Origin of the sequence: Rheinheimera marina, from assembly GCF_042654345.1 — a bacterium.
GTDB lineage: Bacteria > Pseudomonadota > Gammaproteobacteria > Enterobacterales > Alteromonadaceae > Pararheinheimera > Pararheinheimera marina.
On sequence record NZ_JBHSGB010000004.1, the window covers coordinates 117,082 to 133,304 of the forward strand.

A 16,223-nucleotide genomic window follows, 5' to 3' on the forward strand; every position below is an offset into this window, starting at 1 on the left:
CAGCAAGAGACTGTTATGTCAGAGTTTAAACAGAGTTTTATCGCCAGTTTACAACGTCACCGCGACGCCTTTGCCACTGTAGAGCAGTATGCCGACCAGGCATTGCAGCTGCTGGCGGCAGTGCAGGACTGTCTGGCCGCTGGTGGCAAAGTGGTCTGGATGGGCAATGGCGGCAGTGCTGCGGACAGCCAGCATTTAGCCGCTGAATTTATGGTGCGTTACAAAGCTGAGCGTGGCCCGCTGGCGTCCATTGCACTGACCACCGACACCTCTATTCTGACTGCCCACGCCAATGACTACCATTTTGACAGCGTGTTTGAGCGTCAGGTGCGTGGCATTGTGCGGCCACAAGATGTAGTGATTGGCCTGACGACATCCGGCAAAAGCCCGAACATTAACCTGGCGCTGAAAGCCGCCAATGAACTGGGCGCTTACACAGTAGCGCTGACTGGCCGCGACGGTGGACTGGTGAAAGACATTGCCAAACTGCCCATTATTGTGAAAAGCGATGAAACCGCCCGCATTCAGGAAGTGCATATGTTTATTGGTCACTGGCTCTGTGAAGCACTGGATATTGCCGTGCTGGCTGAGCAAGGCGCTTAAGCCATGATCAATCTGGCGCTGCTGCAGCAGCTTTCCAAGGCGTCCGTTTTGGTGGTCGGTGACGTGATGCTGGACCGTTACTTTAACGGTGACTCCCAGCGTATTTCGCCTGAAGCCCCGGTGCCTGTGGTGAAAATCAGCAAAATTGAAGATAAAGCCGGTGGCGCTGCCAACGTAGCGCGCAATATTGCTCATCTGGACGGTAAAGTGGGCCTGCTCGGCATTATCGGCCAGGACAGCACAGGCGACAGCCTGTTGCAGCTGCTGCAAAGCGAACATATTGAATCTCAGCTGGTACGCCAACACAGCCGCCCCACTATCGCAAAAATGCGCGTGGTGTCACGGCAGCAGCAAATAGTGCGGCTGGATCAGGAAGAAAGTTTCAGCAGTGACGACGCCGCTGTACTGGCAGAGAAATTCACTGCCGTGCTGCCACTGTATGACGTGGTGCTGTTCAGCGACTACGCCAAAGGCTCACTGCAGCAGGTGCAGGCGATGATCCGCCAGGCCAAAGCCGCAGGTAAAACTGTGCTGGTTGACCCAAAACAAGCCGACTTAACCGTGTATGCCGGTGCCGATGTCATTACACCGAATCTGGCCGAATTCCGCCTGGCGGGTGGCCAAACCGGGTCTGAGCAGCAGATGCTCGATTCGGCCCGCGCCTTTATGCACAAAGCAGAACTGGGCGCCATTTTGCTGACCCGCAGCGAACAGGGCATGAGCCTGATCACCGCCACCGAGCATCACCATTTTCCGGCCCAGGTGCTGGAAGTCAGTGACGTGACAGGTGCAGGTGATACCGTCATTGCCACACTGGCGGTAATGCTGAGTGCTGGCTTCAGCTTGCCGGAAGCGACAGAGCTGTCGAACCTGGCCGCTGGTATTGTGGTGGGTAAAGTTGGAGCCGCCACTGTGTCGCCGGAAGAGCTGGCGCAAAAACTGAACAAACATTTATTCCGCCAGGGCGAGCATTACCAGACTCCTTACGACAAAGTGCTACAACATATTGAATTTGCTAAAAAAGCTGGCGAGCGTATTGTATTTACCAACGGCTGCTTTGACATTCTGCATGCTGGCCATGTGCGTTATCTGGCACAGGCCAAAGCGCTGGGCGATCGCTTAGTGGTGGGCCTGAATGCCGATGCCTCAGTGGCCCGGCTAAAAGGCCCGCAACGCCCGATCAACAGTCTGGAAGATCGTGCGACTGTGCTGTCCAGCCTGGCCAGTGTCGACTGGGTGGTGCCTTTTGGTGAGGACGCAGCCGAAAACGACACGCCACTGCAGCTAATTCAGCAGGTAAAACCTGATGTACTGGTCAAAGGCGGCGACTATTCAATCGACACCATAGTAGGTGCCGATTTTGTGTTGCAAAACGGCGGCGAAGTGCAGGTACTGACTTTTGTCGACGGCCGTTCCACCAGTAAAGTGATCCGCAAAATACAGGACTTAAGCTAAGTGCGCTCCATTTGCATACTGCGATTATCCGCCATTGGGGACGTCGTCAACGCCTGTGCTGTAGTGCAGGCTATTCAGCGGCAGTACCCGGAAGCGGCCATTACCTGGGTGATTGGCAAAGTAGAAGCCAAACTGCTCGAAGGGCTGTCGGGTGTTCGCCTGGTGGTGTTTGATAAAAAGCAGGGGCGCCAGGCCTATCTGCAGTTAAAACGCGATTTACAGGGCGAAGTGTTCGATTGTCTGCTGCATATGCAACTGGCGTTTCGGGCCAATCTGGCGTCAGTCTGTATTAAAGCGAAACGTAAAATTGGTTTTGACTGGCACAGCAGCAAAGAGCTGCATTCGCTGTTTATGTCAGAACGCATTGAAGCAGCTCCACGCGGCCATGTGCTGGATGGCTTTCGTCAGTTTGCCAAGGCCATAGGTGTGGAGTTTGATCGGCCTTACTGGCAGTTGCCGGTTAGCGCCGAAGATACCCAGTTCGCCCTGAAAAAGCTGGACTGGCTGCCTTCACTGAAAAAAATTGCTATTTGTCCTGCCGCTTCCAATGCAGAACGAAACTGGCTGCCAGAGCGTTACGCAGCGATGGCCGACTACGCAGCCCGTCGAGGCTTCAGTGTGGTGTTGTGTGGCGGTTCCAGTGCCATAGAACAGCAAATGTCGATGGATATTAAGCGCTATGCCAACACCGAAATTCTGGATTTAACCGGCAAGACCAGCCTGAAACAGTTGCTGGCGGTGTTGAAGTCAGTGTCCTTGGTGCTGGCACCCGACACTGGCCCTGTGCATATGGCGGTGGCCGTCGGTACGCCGGTGATTGGCCTGTACGCGCACAGCAACCCAGACCGCACTGGCCCTTATCACTTCCGCGATTATGTGGTGGAGGTGTATCACCAGAGCCTGCTGGAGCAAACCGGTAAGCTGGCCTCTGAATTGAAATGGGGCACCCGGGTAAAAGGCGCTGAGCTCATGCAAAAAATCAGCGTGGAACAGGTGCAGCAAATGTTCGACAAGATGGTACAGGACCTGAGACTGTGACTGCGCAAACCCGCAAAGCCGCCTTTCTCGACCGCGACGGCGTAATTAATATCGACCATGGCTATGTCAGTAGCCCACAACAGTTCGAATTTATTGACGGTGTGTTTGCCACCTGCCGTTTACTGCAACAACAGGGTTACCTGCTGATTGTGGTGACCAACCAATCCGGCATTGGCCGCGGTTATTACACAGAACAACAGTTTCATCAGCTGACCGACTGGATGAAACAGCAGTTTGCCGACCATGGGGTGCAGATAGACGCAGTCTATTTTTGCCCGCACCACCCGGACAAAGCACTGCCGCAGTACCAACAGGACTGCAACTGCCGCAAACCCAACCCCGGTATGCTGCGACAGGCGATGGCTGATTTTGGCATAGACCCGACGCAAAGCTTAATGCTGGGCGACAAAGCGGCCGATATGCAGGCCGCTGCTGCGGCCGGTGTAGGCCGCAAAATTCTGGTATTGTCCGGCCAACAGCTCACTGACACCGATAAGCAACTGGCCGACGAAGTCTGGCCGTCGATTGCTTCAGCCAGCACTCTGCTTTAAATAAAAAGGGCTGGTGAAAACCGGCCCCTTGCTCAATGCCCAGCCGCACCAGCGGCCTAAAGCAGCGCCAGCATCACTTCGGCTTTACTGACTTCAAATTGCTTGGGCTCATCCACCTGCAGCTGCTTCACCACGCCATCGTCGACCAGCATAGCGTAGCGGCGTGAACGCAGGCCGCCAAAATCACCAGTGTCAGCCGCCAGGCCAATGGCTTGAGAAAACTTGCCGGCACCGTCAGCCAGCATCAGAATATCGCCGGCGTTGTGTGCTTTGCCCCAGGCGTCCATCACATACGCATCGTTCACCGACAGGCAAATAATCCGGTCCACCCCTTTGTCGTAGAACTTTTGTTGCAGCTCGACAACCCCCGGTAAATGGGCCGCGCTGCAGGTTGGGGTGAATGCGCCGGGCACGGCAAACAGCACCACTTTTTCGCCTTTAAACAGCTCGGCCGTAGTTTGCGTGACTACCCCATTGTCGGTTAAACGCTGAAACTGTACTTCTGGTAATTGTTCACCTAACTGAATCATGACTCACTCCTTTGTAGTTCAAGACGGTTTTCTGTTCAGGACTGCACCGCTTGGGTCGCAGCCAGTAACTTGCTTATTTCGTCATCGGCCCGAATAAAAGGCCCCACCTTAGCCCAGACCTCAGCTGGCGCTAAGAAAGTTTTGCTGCCCACCACACAAAATAAACCGGGGCAGTTCTGACTAAAACTATAGGCGGGTTCCCACTGCTCATAAGGATGGGATTCATGCACCAGCAAACGTTGCGGGTACTGCTCTGTGCCGACAATCACATGGTATTGCTCCAGCAGCCCCAACTTACGGGCACAGAGGTAATACAGAGAATACTCTGTCCATTTCAGCATCAGAAAGCGATGCGGTAACCAGTTCAGCGGCGACGACGGAATATGCAGCTGGCCGAGAAAGTCCACCCAGTGTTTGCCATGCAGGCGGCTAATTTCCTGTTGCAGCTTTTTCGCCAGGTCCACCGACAACATAGCAGGAGTCACTGTCATGCCTACCGCGGGGTCGCCTACATTCGGGTTCATTTTCAGGATACGGGCCGACGACTTCCACCACTTGGGGTGCTGGGCGCGGAATTCGTATTGCAGTAAGGCTTTGCCTTCTGGCAACAGGTTTGCTTTGCTGATGGGTTTCAGGCAGATCGCATCAGCGTCAAAGGTCAGGTAATACTTAGCCTGCATTTTATTGGCAATGGCCAGCTTCACCACTTGTTGCTTGCGCCAACCGCGCATCTTCGGGTAATTCGCCAGCTCTGGCACCAGCTCATTTTCGGACAAGACCTTAATGCCTAAATGCGCCCAGCGGGCGAAGGCTTGCTCAACAATAGCCACTTCATTGGCGGGCACCACCACATAAAATTCACTGAATAACCCAGGTTCAGCAAAACGGTCCAGCGAGCTGAACAAAATATGGGCGCGGTTCAGATCATCCACCCCATAACTGCCGGTTACTTTCAGCGGCAGCACGGCTCCAATTGTCATTCTGTCATCCCTCTCTTACTGCTCAGAGTGCAGCTTTTACATAGACATCAAATCTGTTGTTTTTGCCTTCCACCTGCATGGTTGGTTTTTGCCCGGCCAGAAATTCGGCATAACCAGGGCGTTTGACCACCACACGTTTTTGCGCCAGCTGCCAGGCCAGAGGCCAGAGCGCATCGGCATCTTCGTCCGACCCAACCACCTGGTGAAAAGCCTGCATTTCTTTTTTCACCAGCGCTGATTTCTCGCGCGCCGGAAACATCGGGTCCAGATAGACCACATCAGGCGCAGCCAGTTCAGTTAACGCCTGATGGGATATCGCAAACACCAGCTGCATCCGCTCTGGTAACCAGTCGGCGGTATCCGGGTGTACAGCAGCCCGGCGCAAGCCGTCGGCCAGCAAAGCAGCCACAGCCGGGTTACGTTCCACCAGCGTTACTTTGGCGCCGCAACTGGCCAGCACCAGCGCATCCCGGCCCAGGCCAGCGGTTGCATCCACCACCGTCAGACCCGACTTTTTATTCAGCCCCACCGCTTTGGCAATGGCTTCGCTTTTGCCGCCACCGTGTTTACGCCGCCAGGCAGCGGTGCCACTGCAAAAGTCCACCAGCACATCGCCTTGTTTTGGCAGTTCGGTATGGCGCAGCACCAAAGCCTCGCCATTCCAGCACAGGTACCAGCCCAGCGCGTCAGCCTGCACGGACAGACCAAAATCCTGTTGCAGTTGCTGCAGCAAAGCGGCCGGGAATTCAGCGGACGGGGAAATTGCAATCGACATAAAAGAACCACTTTCAAAAATGGCCTTTAGTGTAACGCAGAGCTTGCTATTGGAGCCAGCAGGCTCTTATTTGCACTATAAATCACTCTGAAAAAACCAAAAATGAACAATTAATAACTACCGACAGTGTGATTTGGGAGTTTAATTACTAAAAGGTTATAAAACACGTCAGCACAAAGCCATTTTGTGCTGACGTATATAAGGACAATCATATGAAGATTAATGGAACTGCAGACTACCTTCGCAATCAATATGCCCTTAGCACAAAGCCAACAGCAGCAGCCTCGTCTGAAACCGAACATCAATCTGAACCTATAATTTCCGGTACAAGTTTCAGTGGCAAAGGCCTGATGCTTTCCCGTTTGTTTGGCTCTGAACAAGCTGAGCCTAAAGTCCAGACGCAGCTGGATAAAAATGCCATGGCGATGCCTGCGGTGAATTTTCTGACTACAGCAGACAGAGATATGCTGGCGGATCTGTACCAGCATGCCGCTCAGCAACAGGTTGATCTGCAGTATGTGGACGATTTAGCTTTTGATCTTGGTCGGTACCGAATGCTGCACCAGGTGGCTGGTAATCTGAGTAACGGCACCATGTTTGATGCTTCTGGCCGCCAACAAAGCTTTCATTTTACCGCTGATGACTCCGCCTCAGCACAACGCATACTGGATAGCAGTGCAATGGCAGGCTCAGTGTTCGATGCCGGTTTTTTACGTTTTGAACTGGACCCAGGTTTTTCATTCAACCACCGCGGTAACTTCCAGTTTCTGGAGCAAGTGCTCGCCACATTTGGAGCAGACCCTGAGGGCCGCTCTTTTGATCCTCAGTTCAGAACCTACCAGAGCCAAGGCAAACATAACTTTGTCGTTGAAGTCTCCGAAGAAGTCCATGCGGCTAAAGCAAGCCCTGACTTTATCAATGTGGATGGTGTCTTCCAGATCACAGAGCAAGGACGGAACAATGGCTTTCAAATGATCAGGGGCGAACCAGTTCAAATCAAAATGCCCGCCAACACAGCGGTTAATGAACTGATCAATCAGTTACTTGATACCGGGCAAAACCACAAAAACAAAGACAGCCACTGAAAAGTGGCTGTCTTTGTCACTCCGGGGCAGCTAATGCTACTTACAACTTACGGATATTGTCCGCACTGTCGCGGTCGATCAGGTGCACCAGCGGATCCACCCCGACATAGAGCGGTTTGCTGTCGAGAATGATCTGCAGCTGGTTGTCACCGGACACCAGACGGTGCTTCTGCAGGTACAGGGTTTCACCTGCCGCAGCGGCTTTGTCCGGGTCGGCGCTGAAGGCACCAATGTCCACCAGTTCGTCCAGCGGCTGTTCCTGCTGGTTGCCTTTGTCATCGGCGACCAGCTTCTGTGCGTACAGCGTCAGGTCCAGCACAAATTTACCGTCGTCTCCTGTGGTCAGTTTGGCGTCTTTTACCCGCAGGTCATACAGGGTGATTTGGCTAAACAGATCGTTGATAAAGGCCTGCTCTTCCGTGCTGGTCTTCAGGCTTAAGTACTGCACCAGATCCAGCGTGGTCGGGAACGGGTCGTTCCGCAGGCGGTAACGTTCGTTAAAGGCCTTCAGGTTGGCATTCAATCGTTGTGCGCCCAAGCGGTCTTTAATCGCCATCATCACCACCGAACCTTTCTGGTAGTGAATGTAGGCCTGGTTTTCCGCCCGTAACAAAGGCATTTCACCAATACGCTCGGACGATCGGCCCTGCAGATAACGGTCCAGTTCGTATTTGACAAACTGGCGGATTTTATCGGCGCCGTATTTCTGCTCCATCACCATCAGCGCCGAATACTGTGACAGACTCTCGGAGATCACCGCACTGCCCTGCACATCAGCAGCGCCGACCTGATGGCCCCACCACTGGTGCGCCACTTCATGGGCAGTCACGTAATACACAGGGTCTATATTGTCCGGGTCACGCAGGTCGGTAATAAACCCAATGCGCTCCGAATACGGCACTGTATTGGCAAAGCTCTGGGCAAAACTACGGTAGCCCGGAAACTCCATAATGCGCATTTGTTTATGCTGATAAGGGCCAAATTCTTTGCTGAAGTAGTCGATAGAATCCCGCACCGATTCGATCATGCGGTCGACGTTCCAGCCATGGGCCGGGTGGTAATACACCTCAATGTTGATGCCATTGTACTCTTGCTTTTTCACCGCATAGCGGCCCGACACAATGGCGTAGAAGTTCACCATCGGCTGGTCCATTTCATAGCGGAAGTACTGACGGCCATCTTGCTGCCATTGCTTTTGCAGGTAACCCGGCGTCAGGGCAATCTGGTCCGCTTCGGTTGAAATGGTGGCAGCAAACTGAATGAAGTCACCGTCCTGACCAAAGAAGTTCTGCCGGTAGAAACGGCTGTCCTCCAGTTTATTGGCGCGTTCGTTCGGCTGCAGGCCACGCTTTTGCCGCTCGTGCCGGTCTTGCAACTCGTAGCCGTCCTGATAGCCAAAGCTTGGTAACAGCGCCCTGTTATTGATAAAGGTGCCGTTTTCCACCACGGACGGGTCAAAGCCGGTTTCCCGAATGCCCACCACCTGACGCACCAGCTCAATTTCACCACTGATGGTCTGGCCCGGTGCAATAGCTGGGGTAAAGCTGAGCCAGCTGGTTCTCAGCTTGTCGTCGCGCTCACTCAGGCTGGCGCCGTCAATACGGATGCTCATCTGTTCGGTATTTTCCGGCCAGTTCACCAGCACTTTTTCAATTGGCTGACTGGATTTGTTTTGCCAGCTCATTTGCACCTTGGCCACCACTTTGCGCTCTGACGGGTACAAATCCACCGCCGCATCCACCGCCGTAGTCACAGGGATTGGCCAATCTGCGTATTGAATTAACTGCTTTTCATAGTCAGCTTGCAGGTCTTGTTGCTGGTCAGCCGTTTGGTAATTATTCAGCACTGTGGTCTGATAAAACAGGAAGCTACCGCTGCAGAGCACCACGACCAACGACACTGCAATCAGGCCTTTGCCTGCTGCCCCCAGCTGATAGCCTAGAGTACGCCAGCGCTGCTTCAGGCTTTGCATGGGGCCGCGGTGGTACAAGCCGTAGCCCAAAACAAACAACACCAGGCTAATAGCACCCCAGTACAGCATGTACCAGCTGTGGCTTTCCAGCGTCGAGCCATACTGGTTCAGATCCGAAAACGCCACAGAAGGCGAGGTACCAAAATTCAGCAGACTATGGCCCAGTCCCCAGTTGGACAGCACCAGCGACAGCATAAAGTAGCCGACAAAGAGCCCCATACCGACAAACTTATTCGGGCTTAGTACTTGCAGGAAAAACGCCAGCACCACAGTGAACAAGGCCGGCAACCAGAAGAAATAGCCTAAGCGAATGGCGTACTGTGACAACTCAAACTCCGTCATGCCTTTAATGGCCTGGTAAACCACAGTGACACCAGTGCCCAGCACAAACAGCAGCAGCATCACAGCACCGACCGCCAGCAATTTGGCCAGCCAGAAGGTCAGGTTAGGCACTGGCATAGTGTCGATAATATCGCCCATGCCGGAGTTGCGTTCACGCCAGATCACCTCAGCGCTGTAATACACAGTCACCAGCACCACCAGCAAGCCCAGCGAGCCGGAGATATGCTCAACCATCCGCTGGGTCACGGGCCAGTTCGAGGTGCCGTACCAGTCAAAATCGCCGAACAGCGGGCCAATCAGCTGCGCCATGGCAATCAGGCCGAGGATCACAAAAGGGGCAGTGAACAGCACCTGACGCATTTCAAAGCGAATGCGGCACCACAGAGCACTGCTGCCACCCCAGCGGCTGGCTTTTTGCTGTAACTGCGCCACCGACACCACAGGCACCTGCAGCACTTTGCCTTTGGCTTTTTTCAGATCTTTTTTCGCCAGCCCCGGCACACGGAATAAACCGGCAGCGGCCAGCAATGCAAAGGAAATCAGCAACCATAAGCCACGGTTTTGCAGCAACACACCGCTCAGCTCAATCAACTGGCTGTTCTTTTCCTGAATAGTCCAATAGCGGGTGACATCCAGGAAAGTGCGGATGCCAAAAGGATCCACTAATGCGGCCAGGCTGCGGTATTCCGGCATGCGGGCAAAGGTACCGGACACCGCATAAAGCACCAGCATCACTACAGCAATCAGGTACAGCGGCATTAACGAGCGGAATTTGGTCGCGGCGGCATAAAACAGGGCCGACAATACAAAAAGCCCCGGCACCGACAGCACCACAAAGTTATACAGGTAGAAATACAGGTTGGTCGGGCCAAAGCGGCTGGCGTCGATCCAAGGCATAAAGCTGCCCAATAAAATACCTATGGGTACACTCAGGTACACCAGCAGCACCACCAGATAACTGCCGAAAAAGCGGCCAAACTGGTACGAAAACGCCTGCAGTGGTTTGGTGTAAATCAGCTCTTCCATTTGGTGCTGGGCATTACGCACTGCACCACTGCCAACAAAGTTCACCACGGCAAACATCGCAAACAGGCTTAGGATCACCAGCGTCTGCGCAATAGCGAAGGGGCTGTTTTTAAACACTTCGCCACCGCCACCAATCACAATATTGTCGGAGGTGACTGAAAAGAAACTGCATAGGAACAGCAGCAAACTGACCACATAAAAAGACGGCTGACGCAGAAAATAGCGCAGCTCAAAACGCAGCATGGAGACAAACATAAGGCCCCCTTAAGCCGCGTGTTGCTGGCGGTGGCTGGCCAGAGTGGAGAAATACACATCTTCCAGACCGGCCGGCGTGGCTGCAAAACCTTCAGGCGCCTGCTCGGCATACACATGCAACACAGTGCGGCCGGCAAACAAGCGTTTGGCAATGACCGGCAGCTGCTGTTCCAGCTCAGCCGCTTCTGCAGCCGACACGGTTTTGCTCCAGATTTTGCCCTGGATCTGGTCAATCAACTGCGTCGGGCTGCCTTGCTGCAGAATTTGCCCGCTGGCCAGCACCGCCATGGCCGGGCATAGCTCTGCTACGTCATCGACAATATGAGTAGATAAGATAATGACTTTTTGCTCACCCAGGCTCACCAGCAGGTTGTGAAAACGGTTGCGCTCTTCCGGGTCCAGGCCAGCTGTCGGTTCATCGACAATCAGCAAATCCGGGTCCCCCAGCAGCGCCTGAGCAATACCAAAACGCTGGCGCATACCACCGGAAAAACCGCTGACCGCTTTGTCTTTGTGCTGGAATAAATTGGTGTGTGCCAGCAGGCTTTCCACCAGCTCTTTGCGCACTTTCTTTTGGTTAAAGCCTTTGAGTACCGCCAGATGATCCAATAAATCAAAAGCACTGATCCGCGGATAGACACTGAAATCCTGCGGCAGATAGCCCAGGGTTTTGCGTAGTGCCTGCGGGTCGTTCAGCACGTCAATGCCATTAAAGTGAATGGAACCGGTGTCGGGTTGCTGCAAGGTGGCGATGGTGCGCATCAGCGAGGACTTGCCGGCACCGTTGGGCCCGAGCAGGCCAAACATGCCTTTGCTGATCGACAGATTTACATTATTCAGCGCTTTCACGCCGTTATCGTAGGTTTTGGTTAAGCCTTTGATTTCTAACCCTGAGGTGGCCATAAGAAGCTCCGTGTTGTAGACCATAAAACAGCCAAGTTAACACGGAGCCCGCCCGAAATTAAAACAAAAATGTAACAAAAACTGAACTGTGCAGAACCCGAGGTTTCAGCGGGTTGGGTAAACCCAACCCCTAGGTCGCCATGCCAACATGGTTATCGCCAACACTCATCGAGATCACTTTACTGATCTCCTGCAGGCTGCGGCCGGATTGCTCGCGCCACAGATTAAACTGCTGTTGAATGGCTTTCAGGTTTTTCTGGCTGGTCAACCCGCCATCCACCAGACCGGAGCTACGCAGGTAAGCCTCGACATCCTGGCTCAGAATAAAGGTATCTTTGCCAAGAAACCGCAGGCCATAAGCGCCAACATTGCCGCCCAGCCGGTTGCCATGCTGCTTCAGGTACGCCCAAAGCCCGATGGTGTCCGTGTCTGGCCACTGCGCCAAAAACTGGCCAAAGCTGCCATGTTTTTCTGCCGCTTCGCTGATCATCAGCGCATTGTCGCGGATCGCAAAGACTTTGGTGGCATTGCGGATAATGCGTGGGTCTGTGGCTTTTGCTGCCAGCATCTCATCGCTCATCAACAGAATTTTGGCGGGCTCAAAGCCAAAAAATAACTGTTCGAATTCAGGCCACTTTTTTTCCACCACAGACCAGACAAAACCAGACTGAAAAATCTTTTTACTGAACTCACTCAGACACTCTGCATCGGACAACTGCTTTAGCTGTGCAGCAGTGCGCGGCTTGCTTAACAAGGCTTCCAGCGCAGCGTTGCCACCTTTACGCTCGGCGGCTCTGTGGTAAATCACCTCAAATTGTTCAACAAAAGCCATCAAGGCTTCTCCTATTCATAGTTCCAACTCACCGGATGCTATTCCAGAGTAATTGGAGTTGCAGCGAGGCGACAAGAGAGCGAGCCCCCAATCACATAGTCACCCAGGTGACGGGGGCAAAGAGCGAAGTCAACAAAGCTGCAGCTTCAAGTACGAAGCAACTAGGCCGCTATCCCCATATGCCGTAATAAAGCGGCATTGGACGGTTCACGGCCACGGAAAGCTTTAAACAGCTCCATCGGCTCAGCGCTGCCGCCGCGTTCCAGAATGCAGTGCAGGAAATCAGCACCAGCCTGGGTATTAAAAATACCTTCTTCTTCAAAGCGGCCAAAAGCGTCGGCTGACAATACTTCGGCCCAGAGGTAGCTGTAATAACCAGCGGCATAACCACCGGCAAAGATATGGCTAAAGCCATGCTGAAAGCGGTTAAAGCGTGGAGGCACTATGACCGCCACTTGCTGACGCACTTCGTCCAGCAACTGCTGCACCCGGCCGCCCAGCTCAGGCTGGTACTCGGCATGCAGGCGGAAGTCAAACAACGCGAACTCCAGCTGGCGCACCAAAAACATCGCCGACTGGAAGTTTTTCGCCGCCAGCATTTTATCCAGCATGTCCTGTGGCAAGGCTTCGCCGGTTTCGTAGTGGCCGGAAATCAGTGCCAGCGCCTCTGGCTGCCAGCACCAGTTTTCCAGAAACTGGCTGGGTAACTCCACGGCATCCCAGGCCACGCCATGAATACCGGCCACCGCACTGGCATCCACTTTCGTCAGCATATGGTGAATGCCATGGCCGAATTCGTGGAACAGCGTGACCACTTCATCATGGGTAAACAGCGCCGGTTTGCCACCGACTGGTTTATTGAAGTTACAGGTCAGGTAAGCCACCGGGCGCTGCAGGCTGCCATCGGCCAGCCAGCGCCGACCCTGGCAGTCGTCCATCCAGGCGCCACCACGTTTTTTCGCCCGGGCATACAGATCCAGATAGAAGCTGCCACGCAGCTCGCCGCTTTGGTCAAAAATGTCATAGAACTTCACATCCGGATGCCAGACATCCACGCCGTCGCGGGCTTTCACGTCCACTCCAAACAACTTGTTCAGTACCGCAAACAAACCGGGTACCACTTTACTTTCCGGAAAATAAGGCCGCAGCGCTTCATCGGAAATGGCGTATTTGGCTTGTTTTAATTTCTCGGAATAATAAGTGACATCCCAGGCGTTCAGGCTGTCGGCGCCAAACTCCGCTTTGGCAAAAGCTTGCAGTTCGGCTAAGTCCTGCGCGGCCTGTGGCTTAGCGCGGCGCGCTAAATCGGTGAGGAAATCCAGCACCTGGGCCGGGTTTTCCGCCATTTTAGTGGCCAATGATTCTTCGGCGGCGTTGTTAAAGTCCAGCAACTGCGCCAGTTCGTGGCGCAGTGCCAAGGTTTCTTCAATAATGGCGCTGTTATCAAACTGGCCTGCGGTCGGGCCCTGGTCTGAAGCGCGGGTGCAGTAAGCCTGGTACAGCTCGGCGCGTAAGTCGGCATTGTCTGCGTACGTCAGCACCGCAATGTAGCTGGGGAATTCCAGCGTAAAGACCCAGCCGCTCAGCTCGCGCTGCTGTGCCGCTTCAGCCGCCGCCAGTTTGGCGTCTTCCGGCAAACCGGCCAGCAGGGCTTCGTCTTCGATATGCTTAAACCAGGCTTGGGTCGCATCCAGCGTGTTGTTGGAGAAGGTGGACCCAAGCTCTGACAAACGGCTTTGAATTTCGCCATAACGCTGCTTTTTATCATCCGCCAGACCAATGCCGGACAACTTAAAATCGCGCAGCGCGTTTTGAATCACTTTCTGCTGCGCCTGGCTTAAGCTGGCGTACTCTGCACTTTGCGACAAGGCCAGATAGGCCTGGTACAAACCCTCATGCTGGCCAACCCAGGTGGAGAAATCAGACAACAGCGGCAAGCAGCTTTCATAAGCTTCACGCAGCTCCGGGCTGTTCAGCACTGAGTTCAGGTGCGAGACCGGTGACCATAAGCGGCTTAAACGATCACTGTGTTCTTCCTGCGCCACGATCAGGCTCTGCCAACTGTGATCCTTTTGTTGCACCACCGCTTCGACATCAGCGGTACAGGCAGCAATCAGTTGCTCTACTGCGGGTTTAACCAGGTCTGGGGTAATTTGACTAAAAGGCGGCAAGCCTTGGAATTGGGTTAACAGATTGCTCATCGCAACTCTCTTTAGCAGATGGAATACCCCCCCTAGTATTGGGATTTTTTTGCGTATCTCAAGCAAAGCTTGCAAGGCCAGCGACAGAATAGTGCTTGAGTTCAGCCCAATCACCCCCCATCTACACCCTGAATCTTTTGTTTGCCCGGAGCCACAGATGACCGAACACTTTGACTATATCGCCATTGGCGGCGGCAGCGGTGGTATTGCCAGCGCCAACAGAGCGGCCAGCCACGGCGCCAAATGCGCCATTATTGAAGCCAAATACCTGGGGGGCACTTGTGTCAACGTAGGTTGTGTGCCGAAAAAAGCCATGTGGTACGCCGGTCAGATTGCCGACGCCATCAAATACGCACCGGATTACGGCATTGACCTGCAAATGCCTGAGCTGGACTGGGCCAAGCTGGTAGAAAGCCGCCAGGCCTATATTTCCCGTATTCATGGCTCATACGACCGGGTACTGGCGAAAAACAATGTCACAGTGATCCGTGGTTTTGCCCGCTTTGTTGACAAAAACACTGTGGAAGTCGACGGCAAACGCTACAGCGCACCGCATATCAGTATTGCCACCGGCGGTCGCCCGCTGGTGCCGAACCTGCCGGGCGCTGAACTTGGCATCGACAGCGATGGCTTTTTTGCGCTGCAGCAACAACCGAAACGGGTGGCCGTGGTCGGTGCCGGTTATATTGCGGTGGAAATTGCCGGTGTAATGCATGCCCTTGGCAGCCAGACGCATTTACTGGTACGCCGTGACAAGCCGCTGCGCAGCTTCGACAGTATGCTGTCCGACACTCTGGTCGAACTGATGGCCAAAGATGGCCCCACCCTGCACCCGCACACTGAAGTGATAGCTGTAGAGAAAAACGCCGACGGCAGCCTGACCCTTCAGCTGAATGGCGGCCGTTCACTGGACGTGGATTGCCTGATTTGGGCCATAGGCCGGGTGCCAGCCACCGATCAGCTGCAGCTGGAAAACGCCGGAGTACAGACCGACGCTCAGGGCTTTATTCCAACCGATGACTACCAGAACACCAATGTGCCTGGTATTTATGCGGTCGGCGACAACACAGGCCGCTTAGCCTTAACGCCGGTGGCAGTGGCCGCTGGCCGACGTTTGTCGGAGCGTTTGTTTAATGGCAAAGCGGACAGCAAACTGGATTACAACACAGTGCCAACTGTGGTGTTCTCCCACCCACCTATCGGCACCATAGGCTTGAGCGAAGACGAAGCCAAAGCCCAGTATGGCGACGCGGCCATCAAAGTGTACCGCAGCGAATTTGCCGCCATGTACACAGCACTGACCCAACACCGCCAGCCGACCCGGATGAAACTGGTCTGCGCCGGGCCGGAGGAAAAAGTAGTAGGTTTGCATGTGATTGGCTTTGCGGCGGACGAAATGCTGCAGGGTTTTGGCGTGGCCATTAAAATGGGCGCGACCAAAGCCGACTTCGATAACTGTGTGGCAATACACCCGACCTCGGCCGAGGAGTTTGTCACCATGCGCTGAACCAGCGCATGGTCACTGCATAACCTTCAATAACCTATGAAGATATGAAAAAGGGCGCCAGCATAGGTTAATGCCGATCAGTTAAGCCAATTTCAGATCGGTTGACCGATCCAGTGACTGCTGTATAAAGGCCTGCAACAGAGACGTCGCAGGCCTTTTTCTATGCAA

At 54.0% G+C, this 16,223-nt stretch carries 13 protein-coding genes; 6 read left to right on the plus strand and 7 right to left on the minus strand.

The features are described from left to right. Nucleotides 1-15: 15 nt before the first annotated feature. From ACFO3I_RS03980 to gmhB, 4 genes are read left to right on the plus strand one after another with little or no spacing between them, the layout of a single operon-like run. Nucleotides 16-603, plus strand: a complete 588-nt coding sequence (locus ACFO3I_RS03980) for a D-sedoheptulose-7-phosphate isomerase (RefSeq protein WP_377331949.1) — start codon at nt 16-18, stop codon at nt 601-603. Nucleotides 604-606: 3 nt separating this feature from the next. Further along, the gene (hldE, locus tag ACFO3I_RS03985) at nt 607-2,058 is read left to right on the plus strand and encodes a bifunctional D-glycero-beta-D-manno-heptose-7-phosphate kinase/D-glycero-beta-D-manno-heptose 1-phosphate adenylyltransferase HldE (RefSeq protein ID WP_377331950.1); all 1,452 of its coding nucleotides are present in this window, start codon (nt 607-609) and stop codon (nt 2,056-2,058) included. Then, complete coding sequence (locus tag ACFO3I_RS03990; protein ID WP_377331952.1) at nt 2,059-3,096, plus strand: glycosyltransferase family 9 protein; 1,038 nt, start codon at nt 2,059-2,061, stop codon at nt 3,094-3,096. Then, on the plus strand, nt 3,093-3,647 hold the full coding sequence (gmhB, locus tag ACFO3I_RS03995; RefSeq protein ID WP_377331954.1) for a D-glycero-beta-D-manno-heptose 1,7-bisphosphate 7-phosphatase: 555 nt from the start codon (nt 3,093-3,095) through the stop codon (nt 3,645-3,647). Before ACFO3I_RS03990 ends, gmhB begins: the two co-directional genes overlap by 4 nt. A gap of 56 nt (nt 3,648-3,703) precedes the next feature. Here the strand turns inward: gmhB and ACFO3I_RS04000 are convergent, their stop codons facing one another. Genes ACFO3I_RS04000 through ACFO3I_RS04010 form a run of 3 tightly spaced genes read right to left on the minus strand, consistent with a single transcriptional unit; the run spans nt 3,704 to nt 5,932 of the window. Further along, nucleotides 3,704-4,177 (minus strand): peroxiredoxin, encoded by a 474-nt coding sequence (locus ACFO3I_RS04000; protein ID WP_377331955.1) that lies wholly within the window; start codon nt 4,175-4,177, stop codon nt 3,704-3,706. 35 nt (nt 4,178-4,212) lie between these two features. Next, entirely contained in the window at nt 4,213-5,157 is a 945-nt protein-coding gene (locus ACFO3I_RS04005; protein WP_377331956.1) for a DUF6492 family protein, read from the minus strand. A 22-nt stretch (nt 5,158-5,179) separates the two neighbouring features. After that, nucleotides 5,180-5,932 (minus strand): class I SAM-dependent methyltransferase, encoded by a 753-nt coding sequence (locus tag ACFO3I_RS04010; RefSeq protein ID WP_377331957.1) that lies wholly within the window; start codon nt 5,930-5,932, stop codon nt 5,180-5,182. A gap of 212 nt (nt 5,933-6,144) precedes the next feature. Here ACFO3I_RS04010 and ACFO3I_RS04015 point away from each other — a divergent pair, with 212 nt between their 5' ends. Further along, nucleotides 6,145-7,017, plus strand: coding sequence for a hypothetical protein (locus tag ACFO3I_RS04015; protein WP_377331958.1), 873 nt, complete (start codon nt 6,145-6,147; stop codon nt 7,015-7,017). Between the two features lie 40 nt (nt 7,018-7,057). On the opposite strand, the gene ACFO3I_RS04020 is transcribed toward ACFO3I_RS04015, so the two are convergent. The 4 genes from ACFO3I_RS04020 to prlC all read right to left on the minus strand — a co-directional run bounded on the left by ACFO3I_RS04020 (nt 7,058) and on the right by prlC (nt 14,548). Then, nucleotides 7,058-10,612 carry an ABC transporter permease/M1 family aminopeptidase gene (locus ACFO3I_RS04020; protein WP_377331959.1) on the minus strand — a complete coding sequence of 1,185 codons (3,555 nt, stop codon included), beginning with the start codon at nt 10,610-10,612 and terminating at the stop codon, nt 7,058-7,060. Nucleotides 10,613-10,621: 9 nt separating this feature from the next. Next, nucleotides 10,622-11,515: an ABC transporter ATP-binding protein gene (locus ACFO3I_RS04025; protein ID WP_377331962.1), complete on the minus strand. Its 894-nt coding sequence runs from the start codon at nt 11,513-11,515 to the stop codon at nt 10,622-10,624. A gap of 130 nt (nt 11,516-11,645) precedes the next feature. After that, entirely contained in the window at nt 11,646-12,347 is a 702-nt protein-coding gene (locus ACFO3I_RS04030; protein ID WP_377331963.1) for a DNA-3-methyladenine glycosylase I, read from the minus strand. Nucleotides 12,348-12,508: 161 nt separating this feature from the next. Next, nucleotides 12,509-14,548 (minus strand): oligopeptidase A, encoded by a 2,040-nt coding sequence (gene prlC, locus ACFO3I_RS04035; protein WP_377331964.1) that lies wholly within the window; start codon nt 14,546-14,548, stop codon nt 12,509-12,511. 157 nt (nt 14,549-14,705) lie between these two features. On the opposite strand from prlC, the gene gorA reads away from it, so the two are divergent. After that, entirely contained in the window at nt 14,706-16,055 is a 1,350-nt protein-coding gene (gene gorA, locus ACFO3I_RS04040) for a glutathione-disulfide reductase (protein WP_377331966.1), read from the plus strand. The last annotated feature ends 168 nt before the right edge of the window (nt 16,056-16,223 follow it).

What these genes read in the sequence shown, in the direction of transcription:
- ACFO3I_RS04020 (WP_377331959.1), bottom strand. Translation starts at nt 10,612, where the DNA reads ATGTTTGTCTCCATGCTGCGTTTTGAGCTGCGCTATTTTCTGCGTCAG.
- gorA (WP_377331966.1), top strand. Translation starts at nt 14,706, where the DNA reads ATGACCGAACACTTTGACTATATCGCCATTGGCGGCGGCAGCGGTGGT.
- prlC (WP_377331964.1), bottom strand. Translation starts at nt 14,548, where the DNA reads ATGAGCAATCTGTTAACCCAATTCCAAGGCTTGCCGCCTTTTAGTCAA.
- ACFO3I_RS03980 (WP_377331949.1), top strand. Translation starts at nt 16, where the DNA reads ATGTCAGAGTTTAAACAGAGTTTTATCGCCAGTTTACAACGTCACCGC.
- hldE (WP_377331950.1), top strand. Translation starts at nt 607, where the DNA reads ATGATCAATCTGGCGCTGCTGCAGCAGCTTTCCAAGGCGTCCGTTTTG.
- ACFO3I_RS04000 (WP_377331955.1), bottom strand. Translation starts at nt 4,177, where the DNA reads ATGATTCAGTTAGGTGAACAATTACCAGAAGTACAGTTTCAGCGTTTA.
- ACFO3I_RS04010 (WP_377331957.1), bottom strand. Translation starts at nt 5,932, where the DNA reads ATGTCGATTGCAATTTCCCCGTCCGCTGAATTCCCGGCCGCTTTGCTG.
- ACFO3I_RS04005 (WP_377331956.1), bottom strand. Translation starts at nt 5,157, where the DNA reads ATGACAATTGGAGCCGTGCTGCCGCTGAAAGTAACCGGCAGTTATGGG.
- ACFO3I_RS04030 (WP_377331963.1), bottom strand. Translation starts at nt 12,347, where the DNA reads ATGGCTTTTGTTGAACAATTTGAGGTGATTTACCACAGAGCCGCCGAG.
- ACFO3I_RS04015 (WP_377331958.1), top strand. Translation starts at nt 6,145, where the DNA reads ATGAAGATTAATGGAACTGCAGACTACCTTCGCAATCAATATGCCCTT.
- ACFO3I_RS04025 (WP_377331962.1), bottom strand. Translation starts at nt 11,515, where the DNA reads ATGGCCACCTCAGGGTTAGAAATCAAAGGCTTAACCAAAACCTACGAT.